This window comes from Martinezella dioscoreae (genome assembly GCF_009176305.1).
Taxonomy (GTDB): Bacteria; Pseudomonadota; Alphaproteobacteria; order Rhizobiales; family Rhizobiaceae; genus Rhizobium; species Rhizobium dioscoreae.
The window spans coordinates 23,790-50,226 of record NZ_BLAJ01000008.1; the positions used below are offsets into that span (position 1 = coordinate 23,790).

Consider the following 26,437-nt stretch of genomic DNA (forward strand, 5'->3'; position numbering starts at 1 on the left):
GGTTTGTTACGACCACCGTGCCCACTGCCACTCCGGCGGCGGAGCATGAAGCCCCCTGTTTCTCGCGCGCTCTCTCAGTTCCGCCCAAATCGGATCGCCGGTAAAACTCGCGAGATCACCGCATGCGTCCGTAAGCGACTGTTTACCATAGATCTCCAGCAGACCCATCACGGTCTCGTTCTCCAAGGCCGCAAAGGGAGAACCGTTATGTGGTTTCAGCACGCGATGTCCCCATACTCCTGGACAGGCGTCGGCGCGGAGGGAGTTCAACAGATCAGTTTCACCTGTCTTCCCGAGCGCTGTCGCAAGAACATGGCGCATGAGGGGATAGTAGACGACCTGACGACATCCACCGAGAACGCGTGTTCCTGGCAGGATTGAGATCACCAGAAACGCGACAAACAGGCTGGGCACGATTCTGCGTTCCCGAAGCGCTTCCGCGATACAGCTGGGCTGAAATGGCACGTCGGAGCGGGATCCCTTAATGTCCGACAGATCGCCATTTTTCAACTGCAAGGGATAGATCTTGCCGTCTGCCAATCCCCAGAACAGGTCTGTCGTTCTGCGAATCCATCCTGTCCATGGCCCGGTGTCAAGTTCATCGATCGCCTCCAGGATGGCGGAAGCCCATCCGCCATCTCCACCGATGCACTTCGAAAGCCATGAGCCCGTATCTTCAAGGTGATCTGCCACGAGATCCGCGACATCGATGTCGTCAATCTGAAGCAACTGAACCGGCTCCGGAAAAAACCGCGTCCATAGTGCCTGATTCCCGGCTTTGATCGCCTCGGCGGCCGATGCGAAGCCTTCGCTCGGCAGGATCGCTTTCAACCTCGCCGCAGACGGATTGGCCGCTTCGCTCCTTTCGATTCCCGACAACAGGAAATTGTAGGCGCCATTCGATCCACATAGGCTGTAGGCGTCCATTCGGCTTCGCGGCAGGCCGAACACATTGATCGCTTCGTTCTCAAGATTGAGCCACCCGGGCCCCTTCTTCGCCTTCTCGATGAATTTGACGGTGGAGGCGCCATACCAGATATGCCATCGAAGCCGATAGGCGCTAAGACCAAGCAGGCTGAACAGATGTGTGTAAAAGCTATCGGGCTCTATCAGCAGATGGCAATGTGGTCCGGTTTGCATGACAGGAGCCGCGGCCAATTGATCCGCAGCCTCTCGCGCCCGCGCGCGATCGGCACCTGACCTCAGTGCCGCCCGTTCGACACACGCTTTCAGCCGGATCATGGCATCGTCGCGAATAGCGCAACCGGCGCGGTGGCGCTCGACCTCGTAAACAGCTCTTGCGTAATCGTTAAGCTCGCGGCTCCAGAACTGGTCAAGGCCTGGCATCACATGTGACAAGGTCCTCTTCAGGTCCGCCGGGGTCAAATGGCCGTCGCCGCTCGCATCCATGCGTATCCGTTTCCTTGTCTTGACCCCTCATATGGCACTGTCAGAATCCACCGCAGGGCGAGCAGTCCGCCACGCCCACCGCTCATCGAGCGGCGACGCTGTCTCGTGCGCAAAAATAAGAGGCAGTTGCTCGTAGCAAAATTCCTCTGGAATCGCCGGCTTCACCATCGAGGTGACGAACTCTCGCAGTGACGCGGCCGAATTGGACGAAACGATCGTGTAGAAATTGCCGCTATTCCAAGTGACGACGGAATAGCTGAAATAGGATCCCAGCGCGGTGATCGACGTCTCCAGGTCCACCTGGAACTTCGTCATGGTGTCGAGAACCTCGTGCTTCTTGGCCACGATCTCGGTTTTCGAGAAATAGCGCGACTTGAATTGTTCGTCCTTCTGGCGCTCGCGTTCCAGATAGGCATCGACGTCCGGATGCGCGATCTTTTGCACCTGTATAAGCAGGCCGCCGGGTCTGATCCGAGGCGCGATGACGGCGAGTTGCTCCTTCCGGTCACGACCGTACATTTGAAAGGTCGTATCTTCGAAAAGTAGATCATAGCCGTCCCGGAATGGCTGGAGATTTTCATCGGTCGCATATCGTTCGTCGTCGAGCTCGAAGAACGGACCGTGATGGAAATGGGCATGCTCGCTTCCGCGCCGCGCGAAGAAACTGATGCGATTTCCGTCCGTGGGACTGCAGCAGAGCGTTTTCAGCCTCCCGTCGCCGAGCCTTGCCAGCGATCTCGAAAGCGTGCCGGCTCCGGCCCCGAGCGTATAAACGGCAGCGGCTTGCCGCCTGCGTCCCCATGCGTGCAGGGCAAGGACGAGCATCGCGGCGCCCAATCGGCACTCCTCTTCCAGGCGATAGGGAATGCTCGCGAAATAATGGTGGTCGAAATTCCCCCAAAGGCGGCGGTGCGTGTCCCAGAACGCCATGCAGTCAAGATCGAATTCCAGGAGCGATAAGTCGGGTTCGGGAGTGGCGAGGTCAGGCATTCCGCCAAGACCTCGAGCGGTTCGCTCAAAAAACGGCGCGAACGCGTTCAGGCGGGGCGCCTTTCGCCAAGCCTCGATCGTTTGCCTATCAACCATGTTTCAAATCCTTCCCGTCGGGTCGAAAGGAGCAGCCGCGTCACGATGCGATCACGGCTTTAGACTGGGTCGTCGTCAGCAGGCTGAAACGGCGGCTCCGTGATGCACAGATGTCATCGAGGTGGGATGGCGGAGCAATCGGCCGATTTTGTTAGATTGACGAGCAAGCGAAGGCTGTCGGATTGGCGCCGAGTGGCATTTGGCTCATACATCGATCATCTCCAGGAAACTGGCCCTGGCGACCGCCTGATGGAGCGTCCTGGCGCCGAGCTTGCGCCTGGCCAGGCGCAGATAAAGTCGTACCGTGCCTTCGGAAATCCCCAGCGTGGCGGCAATGCGCTTGGGAAGCTCACCGAGCGCGACAAGCCGCAGGCACTCGCGCTCGCGGCGGGATAGTACGGCGTGCTCGCGAAAGGCGCGAAGGCCGGAGACAGGTAAAGCCTTGTCATGCAGATAATGGGACAGGATTTGCAATTCGTGGATGCTCGAATCGCGAAGTCTCCGCCAGTCCGACCGGCTCGCATTTGACGTTACCGAAAAGAGGGAACGCTCTCCGCGTGACCCTCTCACGGGCACGGAGAGGCCATGTCTGCCGACGCCAAACGCTCTCGCGTCCCTCAAGAACGCCTTACTTTTTTCTGACGGCACGCGCAGGGCATGCCAGTCGACCGGAAGAAGGCCGGTACGGCTGATCGCGATGACAGGATCGATCTCGAAATGGTTTTCTCGCAAATAGGTGTCCGTCCATTCGGGCGGATAGGTCGTGCGAAAGTACGGATAGCAAAGGGGAGAAATTCCGGCACGGACGACAAGGAATGTCGCATGCGCGAAGCCATAGGCCTGGCGAATTTCCGCGAGGACCAAGTCCAACTCGTCACCGTGCCGCACACGCTTCAGTGTTTTCAGTGTCGACGACAACCGGCCTCGACCGAAAGATGTTTCCTCCGCGCCCGACCCCGTCATCGGTCCATGGCTCGGGCGGCGCGGCGTTTGACGAAGCCCCTTCTCAGCTCGTCGTTTTCCAATGGCTTGTCGCTTACCAATGATCTTCCTTGTCACGATCGAAATGTTCTCGAATCCGGTGATCGAACGTGCCGAGGGCCCTGAATGAGCCTCATCCAAGTCCGACGGAATGCCTGATCGCCAAGATCGCCGCCCAAGGGAGCGTGGGCAATATGAGGATTCACCAAGTCCCCTCCGAGGACGACGGACAGCTGCCGCAGGTGGCGCAAGCGTCGGGCTTCGTGTTGCTTGGGACCATGCAAGGAGCCGAGCCACGAGCGAACCGCTTGCCGTGTTCTACCGTCGGGGCCGAGGTTCGGTTCAGGACACCGCCGAACTTGAAACGAAAAAATCAGTACCCGTTAAGCGCGAATGCTGTTATCATAAAACGTTCACAAACACCGGGTGATGCGAGCACGGCGGGAGGCCGTGGTCGCCGCGATGATCTGGCGTTGCGGTACCCGGCGCCGTGCGAACAGACAAAAGGGAGGACTGACGCAATCGGACTGGAGACAACTTCATGGATAGTGATCTTCGCTCTCTCATCGACATGACTGAGATCGCCCACGACGAACGCATGATCAAGAGCGCCCTGAAGACATTTGCCCATTCATGTGGCTTCGAGCGCTTCGCATTTCTGCGGAAAGAGGGCCTGCAAATCCGAACATGCAATTCGTATTCGGAGGAATGGCAGGGCGTTTATTTCAAAAGCCGGTATGCGTTAATCGATCCCGTCATCATCGAAGCCAAACGTCGCATGGACATGTTTAGCTGGAGGGCAGATGATTGGCCGGCGCGTGGATCCTCTGAACTCAGGCGCTTTCGAGACCAGGCAATCAAACACGGCATTCGCAGCGGCGTGACGATACCCGTTGAAGGAAGCTTCGGCTCCACGATGATGCTGACCTTCGCGTCCTCGGCACAATCGGCCGACATTTCGAAACTCCGGGATCCGCGAAAGGCGGTTCATGCGGTGCTCGCGGTCCACTACGGCCTGAAAATCATCGCCGCCTCTACCATTCTTGCACCAAAACGATTGCTTTCTCCCCGGGAAGCCATGTGCATGATGTGGGCCGCGAAAGGCAAAACCGCTCCAGAAACCGCCAGGCTGACGGGGATCAAGGCGAGAACGGTCCAGCATTATCTTGATAAAGCCCGTCGCAAGCTCGGGGCCGCGACTGTTCCACAACTCGTCGCGATCGCGAAGGATCACGGATTGGTGTAACCGTCACGTCTCCTCGTCGAGCGGAACCTCGGGAACATAACCCAGAACGTCGATGATTTCCGAAAGCTCTCGCTGCTGTGCCTCGGCTTTCTTCTGGCGCGCGAGATATTCGTCTTGCAGACTGGCAAGAACATCGGCGGAGACCGACGGGTCCGCCGACGCACGGGTCCATTCTTCGTAAACAGCCTCGTCCGCGACAAGAAGGCGACGGTGTTCAAGGATCGCGGAAACGGCCAATGCTTCCAGCTCCGATTCTTGCATCGACCGGTAGCGAGAGTCACGGGCGGCCTGTTCGCCTGCCTCGGATGAGCCAGCCTCAATCATCCTTGTTTCCTCCTGCTTCATTTTCGCGGTCGCCAGGAACCGAGGCTTAGTGGCATCATGCATGCTTGCGATCGATTACCAATTTTCTGACAGTCGAGGGAAATTGATTTTTCTGTCGTTCACCGCCGAACATAAGCACCATTTGGCGCCGCGCAGGGCCTTGATTCCACATGTGGAACCGCGTTGTAGAGTATACTCCGTGGTGAAATACTCCACAAGCGGTTGCTCTCTCGATCATGGAGATTCGAGAGGTGTTCGCACGAAATCTGAAAGCTGCGCGTCTGGCCAAGGGCCTGTCGCAAGAAGAACTCGCGCATCGAGCAGGAATCGACCGAACCTATATCAGCTCCCTGGAACGCGGCGTATACAAGGCCAGTATCGTCGTGGTGGATCGCTTGGCGAGGGTCTTGGAAACAGAGGCGTCCGATCTGCTGAAACGGTTGCCGGAGGAGAAGTGAAGCCGCGATCTTGACTGACGAAAATCTCGCGGGACTTTACGATAGACATCTGCTGAGAAGGAAGGAATGCCCGCGGCAGCGTCTCGGCGAGAGACGCCGCTTGCTCGCGGCTCACATTGTCCATAGGAGAGATAGCGGTGCTGCCTGGAGCTTTTCTCCAAATGGCGTCACTCGGTCGTGGTCGTGTAGGACGAGCCCTCTCACGAAACGATCACCAACCGCCTCTTGTAACTGGCGCAACCCGCGAAAATCGTCAGATTTCACCGTTGCTGACGCCTTAACTTCTATCCCAACAACCCGGCCGCGCCGATCCTCAATGATGATATCGACTTCATCTTGGTCTCTCGTCCGGTAGTGGGAGAAGGAAAAACGCCGGCCTGACCATGACGCCAGCTTCAGCAGTTCTGAAACCACGAAGCTTTCAAGCAGAGCGCCAAATCGACCTTTGTTGTCACGTAACGCAACCGCGTCGTCTTCTCGCAAAGTCGCAAGCAAGCCTGTGTCCAGAAAGTGAAGCTTTGGTGTCTTGACGAGCCGGCTCAAGCGGTTGTTGGACCATGGGACAAGTGTCGTGATTAGAAAGAGACACTCGAGGATCGCGACGTATTTCTGTGCGGTGATGCTCGACAATCCAAGCGCCGCACCGAAACTGCTGTGATTGACCAATTGTCCAGCATGCTCCGCTAGAACTTCGAGCAACCGCGGCAACCGGTCCAACTGATCGATGTTGGCGATCTCACGTACGTCGCGGTCGAGGATCAGTTTCACATAATCTTCCAGCCAAGCCGTTCGCCGGTCGGCCGTCGGCCGACGCAAAACTTCTGGGTAACCGCCCTGCAGCACTGTCGCCATCAGGTCGTCACCAACCACCGTGTCCTCGCCGGCGGAAGGCTCCTCGCCGGCGAACAGCCGATCCAGCAGACGACCCGGGGTGGACCGGATCTCAGATTGGGCAAATGGAAACAGTGGGACAACGGCCATACGGCCGGCGAACGAGTCTGCAATCGCCGGAACGGTGGCAAGGTTGGCCGAGCCTGTAAGCAAGAACCGTCCGGGTTCGTCATCGCGGTCAACACTTTCTTTGATAGCCAGTATCAGTTCGGGCGCGCGTTGCACCTCGTCGACGACAGCCCGTTTGATGCCTCGGATAAAGCCGATCGGATCGGTCTTTGCTGCATTCAGCGTACCAACGTCGTCGAGGGTGATAAATGGACGATCTGAGCCAGAGACTTGTCGTGCGAGAGTCGTCTTTCCGGCTTGCTGCGGGCCGGCAATTAGCACAACACGCGTGTCAGTCAGCGCCATTTCGACGATCGGTCGGCTAATTTAAAGCGTATGTCTGACTGATTTTAATTTAATTTAAAGTACGGCTGATTCATAGCCTCGGCCAATCTCCGTAGATGGCGCCTCTCAAATTATAGGGGTTCGTCGCGCAGGGACATCAAGGGACGACACCAAGTTAATGCGTTTGGATCACACAAATTTTCTGCATCTGGCCCGACTTGAATAATCGTCCCCCCGCCGAGCGCTAACGCTGCCCATCGATCCGCGAAAGGTCGATCCGAATACCAGCGTCCTGCAGGTTCGATTGAGAAGCTACCGGCTCGACAGGTTGATCGGCCGTCGTCGCTTCTCGCTGGCTGGCACGAGTGGGCTGCTCTGCTGCCACGCCGCCCGGATCCTCGGCCTGAAAGACGCTCTCTCCCTCAAATTCGCCCGTCTTCCAGGCATAGACCGCGTCCTCGAATATCTGCGGGAAAACCTCGTCGCTCTTAGGATTGCCGTACCACTTGGCAACGATCCTCAGAACCTTGGCAAACATCGCAGTTCCCTTGCGAAGGTTTTCGCAAGGCTCCACGAGGTCCGGTTGCAAGTCGGCTGCATCCTTGATGCCGACGCCGGCGGGAAATTGCGTCAAGCCGACGCGAACCACCGCCTGGCCGACATATTGCCTCACGATCGCCATCGCCTCGTCGGCCGACTTCGCCTTCGGAACGAGGATCAACCGGCGCCCGGATTTGATCGTCACGGCGAGGGGATCCGTCGAGCCGGCGGCCGCCACGAACTGCTCGACGACAGCGGGCCTGAGTGAGGGATCGGCGCATTCCTTGATAAACGCAGCATCCAACATGACGTCTCCTCGGGCCTCAGGTGTTGAAGGAAAAAACAAGCGGCTTGGCGAAGAGCCTTGCCCAGGCGATCGTGCTTGCCCGTTGGATTGCGACGATCGACGTGCCTTTGGTCCACCATCCGTTTCCGACGGCGATGATCAGGTCGGGGTCATCCAGCATCGATTGCAGCACCGGCCAGACGACCAGTTGCTCGTAGCAGATCAGGGGAGCGCCTCGCGCATTCCCAAGATCGACAATGGGATTTGCGAAGAAGTGGGCTCTAGCTCCGCCGCTCTTACCGAACCATGACTGCCAAGGCTGCCACATCGAGCCCGGCACCGGCATCCGTTCGCGATAGAGGAGCCTGCCGCCAGTTGCGGAGACGGCAATGAGGACGTTGTCGTAGCCAGCCGCGTCCACGGTGGCCGCGCCAGCGACGACGGTAATGTCCGTATCCTGAAGAGCATTGACCCAGAGCCGTTCGACCGTCGGCGTCCAGAAACCCAAGGCGCTCTCTGGGAGCACGATCGTTGGGCGGTCATCAGCTCCACGACCCTTCACCGTCGCAATCAGATCACGGTGGCGTTGAATGCTAATGTCACGGCCGAGCGAAGGTCCCATTTCGAGATCGACGCCTTGCCAACCATCGGGTAGATGCGGCTCGGTCCAGGTAGCGGCGGACCACAACCAGAAGCCTGCGAAGGCGATTATGACAGCCGGCCACATGCGGGTTACGAGGCCCATGAGACCGGCTGTGATTGCAAGCAAACCCGCCCATCCCCAACCGGGAAACAGAACCCCGGCGGATGTCATAGGATTTGCCCAGCCGGCAATGCCGCAAGGTGGGATCGCCAATAGGGCAGTCGCCACCAGATAGCGCAACGGGCGAGGACCAGAGCGCTTCGTCCAGAGCACCGCATGCACGCCAACAAAACTCCCCGACGCACACAGCCATAGCAACAGGCCGGGCCAGATGTCCGATGAATAGAAGGCGGCGACACCCTGTGGCAGACCACGTGATGCTGCCAGGAAATACCCGGCTGAAACAAGCGCCGCCACCGATCGTGTTTGCGCCCGCGCCCAAAGAATCGGGAACGCCAGTGCGGTCGGGAGCAGCAAGACATGACCACTCCATCCGATTGTCCCCGCGACGATCGCTCCAATGATCAGCAGCGTTGGTTCGAAATGATCACGGCGCATAGGTCAGAACCTGTTGCGCGAGACCCAGGATGCCGGCAGCGGGAACGGGACCGAAATAGCGCGAATCAAATGATCCAGCGAAAGCCGAATGAAGGAAGACGCAGCTCGCTGGCACGATGCCTCCGACGAAAGGCATCAGCGGCCGTCCCTCGCCATCTCGCGGGACAATGGTGGAGAAGGGAACCGGACGGCCATCCACAGTCACACTGGCGCCGATATCGACCCGTTGTCCCGCAACGGCCATAACCATCTTGATGAGCGGTGCCACGCCGCCTGGGCACAAGCCGGAGCGCAGATAGCCGCGACTGCGCGCCTCCTGCATGGCTGGCGTTCGAGGCGGGCAGATGAACACGAGATCGCCGACGGCGGCCGCACGATCGAGCTTGACGATACGCCAGAGACCGAGTGGTTCGCTCGGCGTGAGATTGATCCGATAGTTGCCAGACCAGGCGACCAAGGTCGTTCCCAGCAAGGCCATTGGGATCATGGCCAAGCCAAGTTGGATGAGTTTGTTGTGTCGCCTTGCTGGCGCCATCTTCAAGACGGGCATGATCATGTCAGCGACATCCCCTGGGTCTTGCTCTGGCGAAGCGTCTCGGCCTGTTTGAGTGCTTCGACCGTCCGCTCATGGGCGCTGAGTTGCTGCGCCGCGCGCATCAGGCTCCAGGCAGATTGGACTTCCTCCTTCTGAGCAGAGTTCATGCCCCCAGTGACCGTCTTGAAGGTTTCCCCGTTCGTATCCTTGGCGGCCAAGGGCAGGAAGGTCCGTTCGCCGAAGCGCTCCGTGACCGCCTTGGCAAATCCCTCCAGTTCCGCCTTCACCATTTTGTCGGCAAGCGCGAACTCGAGCGCCGACGGAAGATCGTTTCGATCAATGGCGTCGCGCACCCGTTCAAGCGTCTGGCGCGCACTTGGCGACAGCGCCGGAATGTCGATCGAGACCTTGCGACGAGCCGCCATTTCATCCGCCTGATAGCGCTGTTCTGCGTGGCTGCGCTGACGCATGTAATCGCTGAGACTCTGCGCCAGGGCTGGCACATTGCGCTCAGCCCGCTCACGGTCCTGCTTGTCGGCGCGGCTGGCGAGCAAGCCCGATTTCCCGTTGAGGGGGCCAAAACTATCCGGTTGGTTGGCGATCTTCGCAAGCGTCGTTTTTGCGATCGCTTCATCCTTCAGCAAGGCGTCCACATTGACTGATCTGAATGCGGCTTCCGGCTGCGCGTAGACCAGATGGAAGCGGGTCGACACGTCATCCCATTGCTTCTTCAAGCCGGGATCGGCTTCGACCTTTTCGGCAATCGCCTGCTCGACGGTTTTCGTGGATGTCGCGATGCCGGCAACCATAGGGCTGGCCTCCTTGCTGCTTTGGGAGTGGGTCGGTTTGGTGCTGGCACCAACGCCGAGTTTGGCGCCGACGGTGAGGAGCCGGTGGGCAAGATCGGCCAGTTTCTGTTTCTGGCGGATCGTCCATTCGAGCCGGTCGCGAACAACCGTTCTGGCGACGTTGACGATATGCAGGCCGCGTCCTTCGGCAAAACGCAGTGCTTGGCGATAGAGGCTGCCCTTCTCGTAATCGAGCGTGGCTTCCTTGGCTTGTCTGCGTGATAGGATCTCGACGAGGCCGCCGGCGAATGCGAAGGACCGGGTGCCGTAATAAATGCGGAGATCCTCGCGATGACGCGTCATCGCTACATAGGTCAGATGCCGATCGAGGGAGAGTGACGCGAGCACCTTCACTCGGTCGACGGTGGCGCCCTGGCTCTTATGAATCGTCGTGGCATAGCCATGGTCGAGATTGCTGTAGAAGCGCTGTTCGACGGTAATCCGCCGGCGATGCTCACCTTCGCCGATCTCGGCGACAATGCGGTTTTGAGCGGCTTCGACAACCTTGCCGAGCATGCCGTTCTTGACACCGAGCGATCCTTCATTCTTCAGGAAGACGATCTGGTCGCCGCTCGCGAAGTTGCGGTGCCCATCCTCCGTCCGGAATGCAAAACCTTCGCCAAGGATGCCACGCTCGACGAGCTCGCCCCGTGCCATGCCGTTCAGTTTTCGCACATCACGCCGAAGGTGGGCGAGGATCAATGTCGTCTTCGTCGGGTCAAAGTCCCGACTCCAATCGGCGATAAGCCTATCGGCTGCCTCGTCCTTCAGCGTCAAACCGATCATTCGATCATGAGCGGTATAGGCAGCGATAGCCTTGCGGATATTGCCGCGAGCGAGATTGAGCGACGCATCGCGCATCCATTGCTCGCGCTGGCGGTAGATGGTCTCGAGCTCCGCATAACCGATACGGTCGGCGATCGCGCGAAACGCGGCTCCCGCTTCGATTGGCTGAAGCTGTTCGGGATCGCCGACCAGGACAAGCTTGGCGCCGGCCTTCGTCACCGTCTCGACCAGCTGCGCCATCTGCCGCGACGACACCATGCCGGCCTCGTCGAGAACGAAAACCGTCCTTGCGTCGAGTTGGTTTCGGCCTTGGCTCCAGCGAAGCTCCCAGGACGAAAGCGTGCGCGAGGCAATCCCAGCTTCCTTCTCCAGCCCTTCGGCGGCCTTGCCGGCAAGCGCGCCACCGACGACACGATAGCCGGCGGCTTCCCACGCCTCGCGCGCCGCCTTCATCATCGTCGTCTTGCCGGCGCCAGCACGGCCGATGACAGCTGTGATCCTCTCGGATCCAGCGACATGCTCGATCGCGGTCCTCTGCTCCTGCGACAGTCGGGAATGGTGCTTGAACGTCGCCGCCAACACGGCTTCCCGAACACCATGCGAGGATCGTGCCGACAGCCACATGGCACGGCTGGCCATCTCGGCTTCCAGCCGGATCAGTTCGCGCGTCGTGTATTTGGCCGGCACCCGGGCGCCGCTCGCAAACGCGATCCGCTCGCCTTCGAGACAGAGCGCTTCGGGGCTCTGCAGGACACGAACCATCAGATTCTGGAACAGAACGGCATCATCGATATAGCGATGCAGGATCTTCGCGACATCCTGGCTATCGAAGACGCTCCTTTCCCGGGTTATCAGCTCGAGGACGATCTCCGGCCGGCGCTGGATGCGTCTTGCGTTCTCACTTCGCCGCACCTCCTGCAGCTCGATCCGTTCGAGCTTTGGCGACAATGGCGATGATTGTGCTTTCGCCCGCTCCGCCTTCCGGTCAATGGCCGTCGCGCCGACGCCGACATGGATGGTCGGCTCCACTTCGACACTCTGTTTTTCGAAGGAACGGCCATCGACGCGAATGTCGAGGCCGGCCATCGCCAGATGCCGGTTCTGGCAGGCGAACCATCCGTCGCGAAAGGAATTGAAGTCATCGAGGCTTCCGGCCCAGAGTTCGTAGACGATCTTGCCAGAGTCGTTGCGGATCGGATTGCCGTCTGGCCCGGGAACCGCGACCTTCTTGGCACCGAACCCGTCTTCGGTCAGCGGCCTCAACGTCGTCATCAGATGTACGTGCGGGTTGCCCGGCGCATCATGATAGACCCAATCCGCCACCATTCCCTTGGCGGTGATGTGCCGTTCGACGAAATCGCGAACAAGCGCGATATTGCGCTCGGCCGTGAGTTCGATCGGCAGCGCGATCGTGACATCCTTGGCGAGCTGGGCATCGGAACGTTTCTCGAAATCCTCGACCTTGTTCCAGAAGGCTTCCGACGCGCCCGACACCGAGCGATCGGCGATCATCGACCGCAACCATTCCGGTGCGTCGGTTGGAATGACGAACTCCTCATGCAGGAGGCCCTGCTTGCGGGTATAGTCGATCGTCCGCGCTTCCCGCTCGTATTCCATTTTCGCGCAGTGGCGATAGGCCGCCGACAGCACCGCGCTGCGGCCGGAGCCGCGGGCGACGACGCTGACGGAGAAATGAGGCACGGCCACGACGGTCTGGGCTCCCGGTTGCGGACAAAACCAATGCTTGCGTCGGGAGCGGGCCTCGCCGGGGCGAAAAGCTAAGCGTCGCGACAGCGACGTATAATTGCGCCCTTGGAACCCGCTCCTTCGGAACGGCAGGGATCATTCACCAAAGCATCGCCCTTGGCGATTGTAGGATTCACAGTAGTGCCTTCGCTACTCGAGTTCCGGAAACTGGCCTTGAAAGACACGCTTTCTCAGCCAGGAGACGATCGCAAATGAAGAGACCTTCCTCGAAAATCCGCGACGAAATCGCCAGACTCCAGGGACAGCTCAAGGCCGCGGAAACCCGCGAAGCCGAGCGGATCGGCCGAATTGCCCTCAAGGCTGGTCTTGGAGAAACCGAGATCGATGAAGCGGAGCTACAGGCGGCCTTCGAGAATATCGCGCAACGTTTTCGCGCAGGCCAAGATGGCGGGAGTGGGGCCACGACCGGCGGCGAAAAAGGCGATGGAAAAGGCACCACGGGTACGCCGACCGCGATGGTCCCGCCTGGCGCGGCTCAGGGCGGCGGTCGCGAGGCTTGATCGGATGGCGAGAACGACGACATCCGATGCCCGCAAGAAGGACACACGCGAGAAAATCGAACTCGGCGGCCTGATCGTCAAGGCTGGCTTGCGATATGAGAAACGCGCGCTTCTGCTTGGAGCGTTGCTCGAACTGAACGCCCGGCTGAGGTCGGAGGAAGGCGAGCGGGCGCGGCTGATCGCGATCGGTGTGAAAGCGTTCAGCGATGACGGCGAATAAACTTGCTCTCCTCGCCGCGCCGGTCGTGCTGATGATGCTCGCCGTCCTCGGCACGGCCGGTATCGAGGATTGGCTATCGGCCTTTGGAAGGACGGAGGCCGCGAGGTTGGCATTGGGTCGCGTGGGCATCGCGACGCCCTATGTCACCGCTTCGGCCATCGGCCTGACCTTCCTGTTCGCGAGCACGGGCGCGACCGGCATCAAGTTCGCGGGTTGGGGCGTTGCCGCCGGGAGCATGGTGACGATCCTGATCGCGGCGATACGCGAGACGACACGTCTCATCTCATTCGTCGGTCAGGTTCCGGCGGGTGGGTCCATCGCCGCGTATCTCGACCCCGCAACGATGATCGGCGCGGTGGCCGCATTGATGGTGGGAAGTTTCGCGCTGCGGGTGATGCTCATCGGCAACGCCGCCTTCGCCCGCGCCGAGCCGAGGCGTATCCGAGGGCGCAGGGCGCTGCATGGCGAGGCCGACTGGATGAACATGCGGGACGCGGCGAGGCTTTTTCCCGACACCGGCGGCATCGTCATCGGCGAACGCTACCGCGTCGACAAGGATAGCACCGCGGCGCGTCCCTTCCGCGCGGGCGACGCCGAGAGCTGGGGCGGCGGCGGCAAGGCATCGCTGTTGTGTTTCGACGGTTCGTTCGGATCGTCGCACGGTATCGTTTTCGCCGGTTCGGGCGGTTTCAAGACAACGTCCGTGACAATCCCGACGGCCCTTAAATGGGCCGGCGGCCTTGTCGTGCTGGACCCCTCGAACGAGGTCGCGCCAATGGTGCGCGGGCATCGCGAAGCCGCCGCGCGCTTCATCCGCCTTCTCGATCCAAAGGAACCCGAAACCGGGTTCAACGCGCTCGATTGGATCGGTCGGCATGGCGGAACCAAGGAAGAGGATATCGCCTCGGTCGCATCGTGGATCATGAGCGACAGCGGCGGCCCGCGCGGCGTCCGCGACGACTTCTTCCGCGCATCGGCGCTTCAGCTGTTGACCGCGCTGATCGCGGACGTCTGCCTATCCGGGCATACCGACACGGCGAACCAGACCTTGCGCCAGGTTCGTTCGAATCTGGCGGAACCAGAGCCGAAACTGCGCGAGCGACTGCAATCCATTTACGAGAATTCCAACTCGGATTTCGTCAGGGAGAATGTCGCCGCCTTCGTCAACATGACCGCGGAAACCTTTTCTGGCGTCTATGCCAACGCGGTCAAGGAAACGCACTGGCTGTCCTACGCCAACTATGCCGCGCTCGTGTCGGGTTCGACTTTCTCGACCGACGCGCTCGCGGATGGCAAGACCGATGTGTTCATCAACATTGATCTGAAGACGCTCGAGACGCATGCCGGCCTTGCGAGGGTGATCATCGGATCGTTCCTCAACGCGATCTACAATCGCGACGGCGCGCTGGAGGGCAGGGCGCTCTTTCTCCTCGATGAGGTTGCCAGCCTCGGCTACATGCGAATCCTGGAGACCGCTCGCGATGCCGGCCGCAAGTATGGCATCACGCTGACGATGATCTACCAGTCGATCGGGCAGATGCGCGAAACCTATGGCGGCCGCGACGCCGCGAGCAAGTGGTTCGAAAGCGCGAGCTGGATCTCCTTCGCGGCGATCAATGATCCCGAGACCGCCGACTATATCTCGAAACGCTGCGGCATGACCACGGTCGAGATCGATCAGGTCAGCCGCGGTTCCCAAGCGAAGGGTTCATCGCGAACGCGTTCGAAGCAGCTGGCCGCCCGGCCGCTGATCCAGGCGCATGAGGTTCTTCGCATGCGAGCGGACGAGCAGATTGTGTTCACGGCCGGGAACGCGCCACTTCGGTGCGGCCGTGCGATTTGGTTCCGGCGGGATGACATGAAGGCCCGCGTCGGCGCGAACAGGTTTCATCGCGACGGGAAGACGTTCGAAAGACCTGACTGATCGAACCGACGCGCGGTCCAAGAAGCAAGGCCGATCCCCAAAAAAATGAAGAGCATCGGAGAAATCAGCAGGGCGCCGGCCGCCGGCCGGGATTTCGGGAATTCTCGACGCGCGAGGAGCGGACAAAGGGCAGCCGTGGGAGCTTCAACATCGTGGCCCGAAGGGAAAGCGGGACCGACTGCCCCGCTCCTCGCGCTCCGCTTTTTCAGGGGCGGGCGGGGAGCATCGAGGGGTGGGGCGCGAGGGGCACCCCTCGACCTGTCGCGCTCGGCTTGGAGAGCGGCGCGGGACAGGCAAGCCGCCGACAAACCAATCTAGCCTCATCAATGTCGCCAAGGGCGCTGGCGCGATCTTCGCCGCTGCTCGCCTTCGATGCTAATCGGCGGAAAGAGGCGATTTAGCCCTGGTCGTTTTTCTTCGATGTCGCGACCGCCAGGGCCTCGTCTGCCTCCTTGGAGAGTGTAACGAGCTCGAGGATCGGGCGAGGGGCCGAACAAAACGCGAGGCGATCGCGCACGATGCAGGAAAAGCCGCTATCGGTCGAAACGCGAAACCCTTCCGGGATCTCCTCCTCAAACCATCGGTCACCCGCTTCGATGCAGTCGCGAATATCGTTCAAGGTGACGAAGGACGCGCCACCCCACGACGAGGGAACGCGCCCGTGAATTGCGTTGGCCAATGCCATGGGACGAACATGCCCGTTGATCTCCCGCGAATTGGAGATGGGATGAACAGTGTTCATTGGTATTTTCTCCGATAGAATGGACATGAATGTGAAGCGCCGCCAGGGCGGCGGCGCTCCCGCGATCACCGCGCGCTTTTCAAGGCCGCCATCCTTTCCCCGAGCAGCCAAAGCGCCTTGTTGAGCTTGATGTCCTGATCGATACCGTTCACGGCGCGGGATTTCACGCGACGGCGCCTGCCAAGATCGTCGCGGCCAACACCACGCAACCCGCCCTTGATGGCGTTTTCCTGCACGACGTTCCAGACTGTCCAAAGATCGTCGGCTCGGTCGTCATGACGGCGGGGGATAAGCAACTGTTCGGCCTTGATCGGCGTCGTGGTCTCGCCATCCTTGTCTCCAAAGCGCAGGACATGGGCGGCGTCCGCGAGAATATCCCTCTCATCACGGTTCAATCGCAGGGTTGACCAATCCTGTGGGGCGACAAGCGTGCGTTCGGCCTCGCCAAGCACGCGATAGGTCCCCTCGATAACCTTGTGCTGGACATCGCCGGAATGGCGAACCTTGATGGCATCGATGGTGCCGGTCCGCGTCACCAGGGAATTGAGGCAACGAACCCGAAACAGTCCCGCCATCAATTCATAGGCGCTGGTGCCGTCATTGGCATTCTTGAGGAGGATTTCGCAAACGGTATCGCCGACATTGTAAACCTTGCCGTCGTCGATGCGGCGCAAGCGGATCAGATGCTTGGTGAAGTCGGCTTTTCCCTCAATGCGACTGTGCGACTGCTTCGCCCCGACCGGCATGAAGCCTTCCCGGACGAGACCCCGCAGAATCTCGATGGTGGGAATAGGCCGGAAGCGTTCCGACCGGCTTTCATGGGCGGTCACCGCGAAAATGGAAGGGGCAATGCGGCGCATTTCGGCTTCAGTCAGCGCGCGGCCAGTGTCGAAACGCGCGGTCTCGGTATAGATGCTCATTGTCAGTCTCCATTGGTTAGGGTTGCCATCCGCAGGGTAAGCCCCTCGGGCGAAGCCTCCCCGGTCTTGCCTGGGGAATGGCCTCTGACATTCCCCGGGACAGAGAGGGGAGGGCGAAAGCCCGCCCCACGGCGGCGAACGGGACTGTCAAGCGGCGTGGCGCGGAAGCCGGGGTATCTTCACGGGTCCGCTTGCGGACTGGCGCGGAAGATGAACCGGCTTCACGGGCCGCTTGACCGGCCTGGGCGGCGATGTCAGGGGCGAGCAAATTGAAGCGGCCCGGCACGGGCCTCATCAACGGATGCGTCAGCGCTGCGTTCGATAAACGACCGTTATCGGCGGAAGAACCGGGTGGGTGCCATCAACATCGAACGCGCTCCTTCGCGGAATGCGCCTCGGCCAGCAAATTGAGAAAAGGCCCCGCCTGATTGGCGGGGCCCCGGATCTCAATCGCGGTTCGGGCGGGACCAGATGAGCTGGTAGCCATCCTCGCCTTCGACCTCCGTGAGCATCGCGTAGATCGGGGAGGGGAAGCTCGGATCGTCCAGCTTGACCGAGAGATAGTCACGGTCGCTCTCGTTGGAGCGCTTCTGCCAGGCGGCGCCGAGCTCAACCGGACCGGCGTAGACGCGGAAGTGCGGACCCTTGTCGGAGGGGCTTTCCACGCGGGTAATGCGTGCCTTTACGTTGAGGGCGAGGGTGCGGATTGAGCCGACGAAGCCGCTTTCAGTCGAAGTGAAGGTGCCGATGGTAGCCATTTTCCTATTCCTTTTGCTGTTTCGAGCCGCTCCATTGCGGCTCGATGGCAGTCACAAAGGCCGGGGACGATCAGACCGCACCCCGTGGGGCCGGAACACGGTGGAGGGCGGCGCGGAGAGACTTTCTTGTCTCGCGAGGAATGACGGCGAAGCCGGAAGGGGATGAAAGTCTCGTGGCACCGTTGCGGGAAGATGAGCGAGGCGCAGCCGTTCTCCGGTCAGACCTGCCCCATCGAGCCCGCATGTGGAGCCGCGGCGAATGGGCGAGGGAATATGACGTTGGCGATCAGCACGGGGAAATTTCGGACAGATGGCCATGTCCGGCTCAACTGGACCGCCAGACTGACATGAAGGCATGCGCATTCCCTCGCGTGACGTCCGGCGAGGGTCGCGCTCGCGGGGCAAACTCGCAGTCATGGAGTTGCCGCGCGATTGGTCGCTTGGAGGAAAACCGCTTTAGCGCACAAGACCGTTTGTCACCGAGTCCAAGCACTCCCGGAAGCGGAGACCCAACACTCCGGATCGGTCGATCTCGGGGGAAATTGGATCTCAGCACCACGGAAAGGCCACGTGACCCCGCGAGCCGGCGAGGAAACCGGCACCACCAAGAGCGGCGGCCGGCATTGACGCCCCATCCGGCATGAAGAGCATCAAGCCGCCTTCCAAGCGTCCGCCATGGGCCGCGGTCGGTGGAGGCACCCCCGCTGTCGAGCGCGCGGCCAGCCCATCGACATGTTCTCGCGCTATCGCGAGCGCTTGCGGGAGCGGCTTGGACAGCACCGGAGACGCTTCGGCCGGCACGCTCGGACCTGACTGACGCTCACCGGCGGGCTCCGTTTCGCTGGGAGCTGCCTTGACGCCGCTGTCGCGCCCTGCTCACCCGCGCGGCGGGCCCCGCGAGGAACGATTTACAGGCAGCGCCGGAATATCTAGGCCTGTTGCCGCGATCTCGCGAAGGCCATGACCGTCAAACGCCGCTGTAGCCGCAGCCGCGTAGGAAAAAAGTGGCCGCCTCGCGTGCATGATCTTCCATTTGTGTCTTCACGGGCGTGAGATCGGCATGAAATAGCGAAGAGATCATCATCGGCAGCAACACCAGATCGATGAAGTATCGGGTCGTGGCTTCAAGGCTGGCCGGCGCGAAGGCGGGCAATGGCTTGAGTTCCTCGGCCTCCGCCAACTCCGCCACGAGTTTCATCGCGGTAGCCGTTCCGTGTGCTCGCATGGCGTAGTGGATCGTCGTCGCCAGATCCGGATGGCGGGTCGCTTCACCGATCACGCTGCGTATGAGCCCGATGGTCTCCGACCTTATGGCCCGCTGGAGGATCAGGACCCCCGCGGATTGGAAGCGTTCAAGAATGCTGCCCGATGTGGCGGAGGCGACCATCTCGCCGGATTTTTGCGCCCAACGGATGACGACTTCCCTGAACAAGGTCTCCTTGTTGATGAAGCGCGCATAGATGCTCGGCTTGCCGGCCCTCGCCACCTCGGCAATCTCGTCGATGCTGGCGCCCTCATAACCTCGAGCGATGAAGACCTGGAGCGCGGCCTGCAAAATTCTGTCCTCGACTTCCCCCGCCCTCTCCCTCGGGGGGCGCCCACGTCGCGTCGCATTTGTCTTCCCCGGTATAATCTGGGGTTTTGCCATCTCTCGCGGCATGACGGACCTCACTGTTTTTTGATTGGCTCGGACGCGGTTTAGCACCCTCCGCGGCTCTTGACTAACACTCCGATCAGTTCTACGTCAATATTTTAATTGAACGTTTCGTTTCAATTTAAGCCTAGTGACGGAAGAGGTAGAAGATGAGCACGCCTCAGGATGAGACCCTCGGAAAATTAATCGTACTGGAGCCGAAGAGCGCCGGTGCCAAGGTAAATCATGAGCAAGGCGGCCTGCCGGCCGAACAGGAAAGAGCGGAAGCACCACGACCCGGCGATAAAACCCTATCCCTCGACGAAAACGAGACGCCGGAGCCGGATGATCCCGGGCATGAGGATGCGACTGGCAGCCCCTCCCGGCGCCGGTGGGTGCTCCTGATCGGCGGAAGCGCACTTGCCGCGGCGGCGGTGGCGGCCTTTCTCTATTGGGACGACGCCTCTCATTATGAGAGCACCGACGATGCCTTCATCGCCGCGCGTCAATATGCCATCACCTCTCGGGTAGCCGGCTATATTTCTTCCGTCCCGGTCACCGACAACCAGCACGTAGCGAGTGGCGAGGTAATCGCCCGCATCGATGATCGCGACTACCAGACGGCTCTTGAGCAGGCCCAGGCGCAGGTCGCAGCGGCGAACGCCAATATCAAGAATACACAGGCGCAGAAGCGGGTTCAGCAAGCGAATGTGGAAGAAGCCGAGGCGCAGGTCGCACAGGCCGAGGCCAATCTCGTCTTCGCCCAGCAGCAGAACGACCGCTATCAGGGATTGGTGAAGAGCGGCTCCGGCACTCTTCAGGAAGCGCAGCAATATACCTCGCAACTGCACCAGCAGCAGGCCGCGCTCAACACCGATCAGGCTTCGCTGACCGCCGCGCGGCGTCAGCTGGATGCCTATGACTTCCAGATCGCCAACGTTGAGGCCACTCTCAAGCAGGATCAAGCCCAGCTCGACCAGGCCAAGCTCAATTTATCCTACACGACGATGGCGGCGGCTCAGCCTGGTCGAGTGGTGCAGTTGTCGGCCGGCGACGGCGAATATGTGCAAGCGGGCACGAATCTGGCGATGTTCGTGCCGGACAAGCTCTGGGTCACGGCCAACTTCAAGGAGACCCAGCTCGATCATATGCGTCCAGGCCAGCCGGTAACGCTGACGATCGACGCCTATGGGGGACGTACGATCCATGGCCATGTCGCGAGCGTGCAGCCGGGATCGGGAACGGCATTCTCATTGCTTCCCGCGGAAAACGCCACTGGCAACTATGTGAAGATCGTCCAGCGCGTTCCCGTGAAGATCGAGCTTGATGACGTGCCGAGCGATCTCGCGTTGGGCCCCGGCATGTCCGTCGTCCCGACGGTGCGCACCGATGCCAGCCCCTCTTTGTGGGAAAGCCTGAGGAACGTGTTGTGAGCACGAACGCTGCCGCCGGATCGGCGCCGAACCCTTGGATCATCGCGATCGTCGTCGCGCTTGCCAGCTTCATGGAAGTGCTTGACACAACCATCGCCAATGTCGCGCTGAACTATATTTCCGGCGGCCTTGGTGTCAGCCAGGACGAAGCGTCCTGGGTCGTCACCACCTACCTCGTTTCCAACGCCGTGATCGTGACGGCCACGAGTTATCTCGTGCGAATTCTCGGCCGTCGGACTTTCTTTCTCGGCTGCCTCGCACTCTTCACCATCAGCTCCGTTATGTGCGGCTTCGCGCCCAATCTGCAATTCCTCCTGCTTGCCCGCATCCTGCAGGGTATCGGTGGCGGCGGCATGGTGCCGGTCGCGCAATCCATTCTGGCCGACAGCTTTCCACCTGAAAAGCGGGGGCAGGGCTTCGCCCTGTTCGGCGTAGCCGTCGTCGTCGCCCCCGTGGTCGGGCCGACATTGGGCGGGTGGCTTTCGGATAACTTCTCATGGCACTGGTGCTTCCTGATCAACGGCCCCGTCGGCGTCTTGACGCTCGCCGCCGTTGCCATGCTGATCAAGGAGCCGGTGGGCGCCAAGCAAGAACGTGCCCAGAAACGCGGGCGGGAGCCTGGCTTCGATTGGATCGGCTTCGGGCTAGTCGCCACCTTCCTTGGAATGCTGGAGCTGATGCTCGACAGAGGACTGGAGGACGATTGGTTCGGCTCCAGCTTCATCGTCGTGGCGGCAGTGATCTGCGCGCTTGCCTTCCTGCTGATGATCCCCTGGGAACTGCGGCACCGAAATCCGGCCGTCGACATCAGGATGCTGGTCGGTCGTCAGTTCGGCACCTGCTTTCTGGTGATGATGGCAACCGGCGCGCTGCTGCTCGCCACGACGCAATATTTGCCCCAGCTGGTTCAGCAGAATCTCGGCTACACGGCCACATGGGCGGGGCTGATGCTGTCGCCCGGCGGCGTAGTCACCATGGTCATGATGTTCGTGGTCGGTTTCCTCTCATCGAAAATACAGCCGAAATATCTGATCGCGATCGGCGCCGGCTTCGTCGCCCTGTCGATGTATCAGGTAACCAGCGTCTATGGCGCCGTGGGTTTCTGGTATCTCGCCGCGGCCCGCATGCTGCAGGGGATTGGCCTGCCATTCATCTTCCTGCCGATCACCTCGGCTTCCTACGACGGAATTCCCGCTAGCAAGACCGACCAGGCCTCCGCGCTGCTGAACGCCGCCCGCAATACCGGCGGATCGATTGGCGTGTCGTTGATTTCCAACATTATCACCCATCGCGAACAGTTTCACCAAAGCCGCCTGGTGGAACACATCATCCCGTCGAACAGCGCCTACCAGGATACCTATGGTCAGTTGAGCAGCTATTTCATGGCGCAAGGAAGCTCACTTTCCACCTCCCATCAACAGGCACTCGCCTGGATCAATCAGCAAATTCAGAGCCAGGCTTCGTTTCTTTCCTATGTCGATGCTTTCTGGGTCCTGACGTTGATCTCGCTCGCGGCCATCCCTCTTGCCTTGACGCTGCGCAACGTGACGCTCGGCAAGAAGGCATCCATGGGACATTGACGCGCCGTCACTCCCGGCCGGAGTTTTCGAGGCGACGGGAGTTCCGACCGGGACGAGCCGGCCGCGCATACTGTGAGCGCAACCGTTCATCCGGCCATTGCGATGCATCGACGGTCTTCCGGAACAAAACCCTGACAGCTGTCAGGGTTTTGGCCCAAGCTCGCCGGAGGGGTGACGCGAAGTATATCGCCTCTGTGTCGGTCGCCGGGCGACGCGCACCTACCAAAGACCGCCCTTCTAATGGCCACTGTTTGAAAAACCCTGACAGCTGTCAGGGTTTTCGCGCGTCCACCAAAGCCAGACCACGCTCGCTCCAGCGAGAGAGAACTCCCAACTTCAAAGTTGAAGGTCGCCTCCAACCGCCCGTGATCATTACCTGCGAATATCGCCATTACCGCTACTCGCGCTCAGCGAAGTTCCAACACGTCCATCGAGCATACGCGGCTTTCCTCGTGGCGATCCTGGCGCATCCTGCCGCCAGGTCGCAATGCCGCGTTGATTACCGCGAATTCCATCACCCGTGGCCGCGAACTCGGACACCCTGGAACAGCCGCGGCAATGTTCGCAAGCCGCGCCGACCGACGTGCTCGGGATGAACGGCGCGCCTGCTCTAGCAGCCGAGTTCCTCGCATGGATACGATGGGCGGCAGCCCCATCTGGTCCATCGAGGCCTGTTCGCCTGGCGTTCATTCGCTCGCGATCCAACTTTCCGCGCGACTTTTTCATTCGCCCGTCCAATCCGGGAATCTTGCTGTTCCATGGAGCTTTCTTCCGGCAGCTCGTTTACGGCGGAAAGCAGTATCATTGCGCGCCCGGTGGTGCTTCCGACGACCTTTCCGGCCGTCGGCGTGCTCGGCCGCCGCAGGATGCTGCTTGCAGACAGGGATGGACATCTATTGGGGCGCACGGGAGAGCCCGCGATCGTCTTGCCGGAGCGGTCTCTTTCACCTCGACCGCCAGCCCGGCAGCAGCTACGCAACCTTCGCAATCAACGCGGGGCCTATATATTCGCCACTCAGCTTCGGCCATCGAAAAGCCAGGAAAACTTCAGCTTGCCGGTTCTGGCCAATGTTATTCACGCCTGGCCAGAAGCATAAATAGCTGACGAATAACAGCTGACACGAAGAGAAGACATGACGACTGCTTCACGATTTGTGATCGGCGAGAGCGACGGATGGCTTGTGAGCCACCGCGCGAATTCGGCGCTCCCCGGCTATCTCATCGTCGCGTCCAAAGGATTGGCCAATGACCTCTTCGATTTACCCGATGGCGCGCTGCGCGAGATCGGCCCGCTGCTGGCGCTGTCTCAAGCGACCCTGAAACGAGAGCTGGGCGCTCCACGCGTCTATATCGGCCGATATGGCCACATTCCCGGACTTCCCTTTCATTTCCATGTCATCCCCATCTACGATTGGGTGGAGAAACTGTTCTGGCGAGATGGCCGATATCGGATCCTCGGACAATTGGCGGAGGGGGAGGGGGAGACCGGGACGGACGGGGCGGAACTGACCCTATTCGTCTGGCGGGAGTTCTGCGAACGCCGGCGGGCGCCTCCGATCGAGGGACCGAGCGTTTCCGAGACCATCGCTCTCCTGCGCGAGACGATGGGGTATCGCCTGCGAGCCATCGAGCGATCTCGCTAACCGACAATTTCCTTGACTAATCGGCCTCGTTAGCGTGCTATATCGCACGAGACGGACGAAATGCTTCGCTTCTCCTGCCCAAATTTGGCGCCGCCTAAATATCTGATTCTCAAAGAGAATTTTTCCATCGAGAAGCTATCGCGGTATTAGCTTCCATGAGGCATACAGTATCGACTGAAGCTTCCGAGGCATGGAAACGCGCTGTTCCGCGAGCGGCAATCCCGCCCTCGGGATTGGCGTAAAACGGCCTTCGGACGGGTATTTTGGTCAGCTTTTTGGATGAATGTCCGCCCAGATTCGCCAATCACCAGATAGCCCGGACCGATAAATCTCCCGGGAGTTCGTGCTCGCTTGCTACCAAGGCTCCAGTTGCGGCCGGCGAGTGGTAGGCCAGCGGGGAGAGATCGGGCGATAAATGCGATCGGCCGGGACCGAGTTTGGCCAATGTACCTCAAACCAAGCTCCTTTCGCGTTCACCGCGGACGGCTCTTCGATCGGCGCCGATCTCCAGATCGCATTACAAAATTGTAAGGGTGCTATTCATTTTCGGTTAAGTCTCGATCGGTCATCAAGTTCATGCGTGAACACGCAGCATCAACCCCCAATGCTTACGAGGTTTAACATGAAAAGCCTTCTTCTCTCTTCGGTGATCGCCCTGGCATCCGTTGTCGCCGTCAGCGTTCCCTCTCAGGCAGCTCCATTCCATCTTCATCATCATGATTGCTTCGTGAAGACCGTGAAGCATAAGGTTCATGGCCACTGGGTCATCCGCAAGGAACGCGTCTGCCGGTAATCCACGGCCCGGATGCGTGCCGCCGGCGACCACCGACGGCCAATGGACGGCCATGGCTGAAAGATTGGCTTTGGCCGTACCATTTGCTGAAAATGACATATCATGCCGCCCACTCGGTAACGCTCGAGCTCTGGTTCAAGGGCCCACTCCAATCGTGGATATGCTGGAAGCCGAGCAACCATCCGTCATGAAACCCTCGATATGATATCGCCGTCGCCGATATTTGCTCGAAGCAATGCCATGAGCGCGGGACCAAGTGAAAATTCACCCCGCGTCGCCTTGGAAGTAAGATCTCGCAGATACGCGCCAGCCGAATTGATATGCCCAGATCGCTCGAGGATGCACGCCATCGTCGCGGCGGCGTTTTCTGGCCCCATTATCTCGCAAGCATCCTGGTAGGCCGAAGCACCGACGCCCAGCATTGATCGCACGACGACAGCCGCGGACATCAGGTCCCGCCAGTTGTTGATACCGCCCGTCGGTCCATAAGAGCTTATTTCTGGGCATGCCTTCAGCACGAGGCTTAACGGAAAGATCCGCATCGGTTCTTTCCGCGACCTGTCTCTTTCGATGGACCTCGTTTCCAGCTTTGCGCGAAAGCTTGGTTCAAGTTCATTAAGGGATTCGGGATTCGAACTCTGTATGTGCTGCTCATCCTGGGCATCATTGGTGCTATAATTTTCAATTTTTTGCTGCGTTTCCAAAAGGTTGATGATCTCGCGGCGAAGAAGCTCCATGTCTTCGAGAATGCAGACGATCTCGCGGATCGTCGGTGAACGAGGAATGCGGGCGACAATGGCGTTGTAGCTATCCTCGATTAGCGACCAGTCGCCACCGATGCCTTCCCCGCAGGCCGCCGCGATCAATTTGCGGACGTCGCGCCGGCAGATCGTCAGGCTTTCCTTGGCGCGGCGTAGCGCCATCCGTTCCGCCACGACCTGCTGGGCCATGATTGCGAGTTCCTCCGCGCGCGCCAGCAGCGGTGAGACATCGAAGCCGAATGCGTTTTCGATCTCGCCCGTCCTGCCTTTTCTCGCATAGCGCTTACCGTTGGCGCTATCCTTTCTGACGATCAGGCCAGCCTCGACGAGAAGCGCGAGGTGCCGGCGAAGCGTGGCGCCCGCGATGCCGTGAGCGCGCAAGGTCAGCTGCGCGTTGGATGGAAAGACAACAAGCTGGGCGTCCTGGCGCAGCTCGCTTTCCGGATGGAAGCTCAACAGGGCGTCAAGCACGGCAAGGCTGCGATCCTGCAATCCGAGTTTTTGCCGCGCTTCGGATACGTCTCGAAAGACTTTCCATTTATCGACCGACTTGCCGGGTTCGATCCTGTTCACGGCGATCTGTCGCCGAAGCAGGGCAAGCGTCATTGGCCGCCGCCCAAAAGGCGTCGTTACACTTCCATTCTGCATTTTCCTCACCTTCAAGAGGCAAAAGAAATACGATCACCAAAAACGGTGCCAAAGACTCTTGACTGGGATTCGAGGAAATGCGATTCTTCAGTTGCTACATTGAAGAGAAGGCTTCCACGACGGCAACGTT

The 26,437-nt window shown here is 60.2% G+C and carries 23 protein-coding genes; 9 read left to right on the forward strand and 14 right to left on the reverse strand.

Going from position 1 to position 26,437, the window contains the following annotated elements:
* Positions 1-6 precede the first annotated feature (6 nt).
* The 3 genes from GDN47_RS25155 to GDN47_RS25165 form a co-directional block, all read right to left on the reverse strand.
* A complete protein-coding gene (locus GDN47_RS25155) occupies positions 7-1,410 on the reverse strand; it encodes a hypothetical protein (protein WP_152094503.1) in 1,404 nt (467 codons plus the stop codon).
* A 27-nt stretch (positions 1,411-1,437) separates the two neighbouring features.
* Positions 1,438-2,496 (reverse strand): class I SAM-dependent methyltransferase, encoded by a 1,059-nt coding sequence (locus GDN47_RS25160; protein ID WP_233790118.1) that lies wholly within the window; start codon positions 2,494-2,496, stop codon positions 1,438-1,440.
* 204 nt (positions 2,497-2,700) lie between these two features.
* Positions 2,701-3,360 (reverse strand): helix-turn-helix transcriptional regulator, encoded by a 660-nt coding sequence (locus tag GDN47_RS25165; protein ID WP_233790120.1) that lies wholly within the window; start codon positions 3,358-3,360, stop codon positions 2,701-2,703.
* Positions 3,361-4,018: 658 nt separating this feature from the next.
* Between GDN47_RS25165 and GDN47_RS25170 the strand changes: the two genes are divergently transcribed.
* The gene (locus GDN47_RS25170; RefSeq protein ID WP_152094504.1) at positions 4,019-4,723 is read left to right on the forward strand and encodes an autoinducer binding domain-containing protein; all 705 of its coding nucleotides are present in this window, start codon (positions 4,019-4,021) and stop codon (positions 4,721-4,723) included.
* 3 nt (positions 4,724-4,726) lie between these two features.
* On the opposite strand, the gene GDN47_RS25175 is transcribed toward GDN47_RS25170, so the two are convergent.
* Entirely contained in the window at positions 4,727-5,047 is a 321-nt protein-coding gene (locus tag GDN47_RS25175) for a transcriptional repressor TraM (protein ID WP_145635112.1), read from the reverse strand.
* Between the two features lie 236 nt (positions 5,048-5,283).
* On the opposite strand from GDN47_RS25175, the gene GDN47_RS25180 reads away from it, so the two are divergent.
* Positions 5,284-5,505: a helix-turn-helix domain-containing protein gene (locus GDN47_RS25180; protein ID WP_069610815.1), complete on the forward strand. Its 222-nt coding sequence runs from the start codon at positions 5,284-5,286 to the stop codon at positions 5,503-5,505.
* A 111-nt stretch (positions 5,506-5,616) separates the two neighbouring features.
* On the opposite strand, the gene GDN47_RS25185 is transcribed toward GDN47_RS25180, so the two are convergent.
* The 5 genes from GDN47_RS25185 to traA all read right to left on the reverse strand — a co-directional run bounded on the left by GDN47_RS25185 (position 5,617) and on the right by traA (position 12,692).
* A complete protein-coding gene (locus GDN47_RS25185; RefSeq protein WP_145635110.1) occupies positions 5,617-6,810 on the reverse strand; it encodes an ATP-binding protein in 1,194 nt (397 codons plus the stop codon).
* Positions 6,811-7,033: 223 nt separating this feature from the next.
* Positions 7,034-7,636, reverse strand: a complete 603-nt coding sequence (locus GDN47_RS25190) for a TraH family protein (RefSeq protein ID WP_152094505.1) — start codon at positions 7,634-7,636, stop codon at positions 7,034-7,036.
* Positions 7,637-7,652: 16 nt separating this feature from the next.
* Positions 7,653-8,816, reverse strand: coding sequence for a conjugal transfer protein TraB (locus GDN47_RS25195; RefSeq protein WP_145635106.1), 1,164 nt, complete (start codon positions 8,814-8,816; stop codon positions 7,653-7,655).
* Positions 8,806-9,372 carry a conjugative transfer signal peptidase TraF gene (traF, locus tag GDN47_RS25200; RefSeq protein ID WP_145635103.1) on the reverse strand — a complete coding sequence of 189 codons (567 nt, stop codon included), beginning with the start codon at positions 9,370-9,372 and terminating at the stop codon, positions 8,806-8,808. The genes GDN47_RS25195 and traF overlap by 11 nt, the downstream gene beginning before the upstream one ends.
* Positions 9,369-12,692, reverse strand: coding sequence for a Ti-type conjugative transfer relaxase TraA (traA, locus tag GDN47_RS25205; protein ID WP_152094506.1), 3,324 nt, complete (start codon positions 12,690-12,692; stop codon positions 9,369-9,371). The genes traF and traA overlap by 4 nt, the downstream gene beginning before the upstream one ends.
* Positions 12,693-12,943: 251 nt before the next feature.
* On the opposite strand from traA, the gene traC reads away from it, so the two are divergent.
* From traC to traG, 3 genes are read left to right on the forward strand one after another with little or no spacing between them, the layout of a single operon-like run.
* The gene (gene traC, locus GDN47_RS25210) at positions 12,944-13,252 is read left to right on the forward strand and encodes a conjugal transfer protein TraC (RefSeq protein ID WP_152094507.1); all 309 of its coding nucleotides are present in this window, start codon (positions 12,944-12,946) and stop codon (positions 13,250-13,252) included.
* A gap of 4 nt (positions 13,253-13,256) precedes the next feature.
* Entirely contained in the window at positions 13,257-13,472 is a 216-nt protein-coding gene (gene traD, locus GDN47_RS25215; protein ID WP_152094508.1) for a type IV conjugative transfer system coupling protein TraD, read from the forward strand.
* A complete protein-coding gene (gene traG / locus GDN47_RS25220; RefSeq protein WP_173002566.1) occupies positions 13,459-15,396 on the forward strand; it encodes a Ti-type conjugative transfer system protein TraG in 1,938 nt (645 codons plus the stop codon). The genes traD and traG overlap by 14 nt, the downstream gene beginning before the upstream one ends.
* A gap of 397 nt (positions 15,397-15,793) precedes the next feature.
* Here the strand turns inward: traG and GDN47_RS25225 are convergent, their stop codons facing one another.
* From GDN47_RS25225 to GDN47_RS25245, 4 genes are all read right to left on the reverse strand, one after another.
* Positions 15,794-16,138: a hypothetical protein gene (locus GDN47_RS25225; protein WP_113421294.1), complete on the reverse strand. Its 345-nt coding sequence runs from the start codon at positions 16,136-16,138 to the stop codon at positions 15,794-15,796.
* 65 nt (positions 16,139-16,203) lie between these two features.
* Entirely contained in the window at positions 16,204-17,058 is an 855-nt protein-coding gene (locus GDN47_RS25230; protein WP_145635097.1) for a DUF932 domain-containing protein, read from the reverse strand.
* A 446-nt stretch (positions 17,059-17,504) separates the two neighbouring features.
* Entirely contained in the window at positions 17,505-17,816 is a 312-nt protein-coding gene (locus tag GDN47_RS25235; protein WP_152094509.1) for a DUF736 domain-containing protein, read from the reverse strand.
* A gap of 967 nt (positions 17,817-18,783) precedes the next feature.
* Positions 18,784-19,371, reverse strand: coding sequence for a TetR/AcrR family transcriptional regulator (locus tag GDN47_RS25245; protein WP_162748852.1), 588 nt, complete (start codon positions 19,369-19,371; stop codon positions 18,784-18,786).
* A 248-nt stretch (positions 19,372-19,619) separates the two neighbouring features.
* Here GDN47_RS25245 and GDN47_RS25250 point away from each other — a divergent pair, with 248 nt between their 5' ends.
* From GDN47_RS25250 to GDN47_RS32130, 4 genes are all read left to right on the forward strand, one after another.
* The gene (locus tag GDN47_RS25250) at positions 19,620-20,882 is read left to right on the forward strand and encodes an HlyD family secretion protein (RefSeq protein ID WP_113421297.1); all 1,263 of its coding nucleotides are present in this window, start codon (positions 19,620-19,622) and stop codon (positions 20,880-20,882) included.
* A complete protein-coding gene (locus tag GDN47_RS25255; RefSeq protein ID WP_233790123.1) occupies positions 20,879-22,462 on the forward strand; it encodes a DHA2 family efflux MFS transporter permease subunit in 1,584 nt (527 codons plus the stop codon). The genes GDN47_RS25250 and GDN47_RS25255 overlap by 4 nt, the downstream gene beginning before the upstream one ends.
* A 1,133-nt stretch (positions 22,463-23,595) precedes the next feature.
* A complete protein-coding gene (locus GDN47_RS25260) occupies positions 23,596-24,105 on the forward strand; it encodes an HIT family protein (RefSeq protein ID WP_152094511.1) in 510 nt (169 codons plus the stop codon).
* Positions 24,106-24,727: 622 nt separating this feature from the next.
* Positions 24,728-24,898 (forward strand): hypothetical protein, encoded by a 171-nt coding sequence (locus GDN47_RS32130; RefSeq protein ID WP_173002567.1) that lies wholly within the window; start codon positions 24,728-24,730, stop codon positions 24,896-24,898.
* Positions 24,899-25,083: 185 nt separating this feature from the next.
* On the opposite strand, the gene repC is transcribed toward GDN47_RS32130, so the two are convergent.
* Positions 25,084-26,307, reverse strand: a complete 1,224-nt coding sequence (repC, locus tag GDN47_RS25265) for a plasmid replication protein RepC (RefSeq protein WP_152094512.1) — start codon at positions 26,305-26,307, stop codon at positions 25,084-25,086.
* Positions 26,308-26,437 lie beyond the last annotated feature (130 nt).

What these genes read in the sequence shown, in the direction of transcription:
- traD (WP_152094508.1), top strand. Translation starts at nt 13,257, where the DNA reads ATGGCGAGAACGACGACATCCGATGCCCGCAAGAAGGACACACGCGAG.
- GDN47_RS25175 (WP_145635112.1), bottom strand. Translation starts at nt 5,047, where the DNA reads ATGATTGAGGCTGGCTCATCCGAGGCAGGCGAACAGGCCGCCCGTGAC.
- GDN47_RS25185 (WP_145635110.1), bottom strand. Translation starts at nt 6,810, where the DNA reads ATGGCGCTGACTGACACGCGTGTTGTGCTAATTGCCGGCCCGCAGCAA.
- repC (WP_152094512.1), bottom strand. Translation starts at nt 26,307, where the DNA reads ATGCAGAATGGAAGTGTAACGACGCCTTTTGGGCGGCGGCCAATGACG.
- GDN47_RS25155 (WP_152094503.1), bottom strand. Translation starts at nt 1,410, where the DNA reads ATGGATGCGAGCGGCGACGGCCATTTGACCCCGGCGGACCTGAAGAGG.
- GDN47_RS25250 (WP_113421297.1), top strand. Translation starts at nt 19,620, where the DNA reads ATGAGCACGCCTCAGGATGAGACCCTCGGAAAATTAATCGTACTGGAG.
- GDN47_RS32130 (WP_173002567.1), top strand. Translation starts at nt 24,728, where the DNA reads ATGAAAAGCCTTCTTCTCTCTTCGGTGATCGCCCTGGCATCCGTTGTC.
- GDN47_RS25180 (WP_069610815.1), top strand. Translation starts at nt 5,284, where the DNA reads ATGGAGATTCGAGAGGTGTTCGCACGAAATCTGAAAGCTGCGCGTCTG.
- GDN47_RS25230 (WP_145635097.1), bottom strand. Translation starts at nt 17,058, where the DNA reads ATGAGCATCTATACCGAGACCGCGCGTTTCGACACTGGCCGCGCGCTG.
- GDN47_RS25170 (WP_152094504.1), top strand. Translation starts at nt 4,019, where the DNA reads ATGGATAGTGATCTTCGCTCTCTCATCGACATGACTGAGATCGCCCAC.
- GDN47_RS25260 (WP_152094511.1), top strand. Translation starts at nt 23,596, where the DNA reads ATGACGACTGCTTCACGATTTGTGATCGGCGAGAGCGACGGATGGCTT.
- traG (WP_173002566.1), top strand. Translation starts at nt 13,459, where the DNA reads ATGACGGCGAATAAACTTGCTCTCCTCGCCGCGCCGGTCGTGCTGATG.
- traF (WP_145635103.1), bottom strand. Translation starts at nt 9,372, where the DNA reads ATGATCATGCCCGTCTTGAAGATGGCGCCAGCAAGGCGACACAACAAA.
- GDN47_RS25190 (WP_152094505.1), bottom strand. Translation starts at nt 7,636, where the DNA reads ATGTTGGATGCTGCGTTTATCAAGGAATGCGCCGATCCCTCACTCAGG.
- GDN47_RS25195 (WP_145635106.1), bottom strand. Translation starts at nt 8,816, where the DNA reads ATGCGCCGTGATCATTTCGAACCAACGCTGCTGATCATTGGAGCGATC.
- traC (WP_152094507.1), top strand. Translation starts at nt 12,944, where the DNA reads ATGAAGAGACCTTCCTCGAAAATCCGCGACGAAATCGCCAGACTCCAG.
- GDN47_RS25160 (WP_233790118.1), bottom strand. Translation starts at nt 2,496, where the DNA reads ATGGTTGATAGGCAAACGATCGAGGCTTGGCGAAAGGCGCCCCGCCTG.
- GDN47_RS25225 (WP_113421294.1), bottom strand. Translation starts at nt 16,138, where the DNA reads ATGAACACTGTTCATCCCATCTCCAATTCGCGGGAGATCAACGGGCAT.
- GDN47_RS25235 (WP_152094509.1), bottom strand. Translation starts at nt 17,816, where the DNA reads ATGGCTACCATCGGCACCTTCACTTCGACTGAAAGCGGCTTCGTCGGC.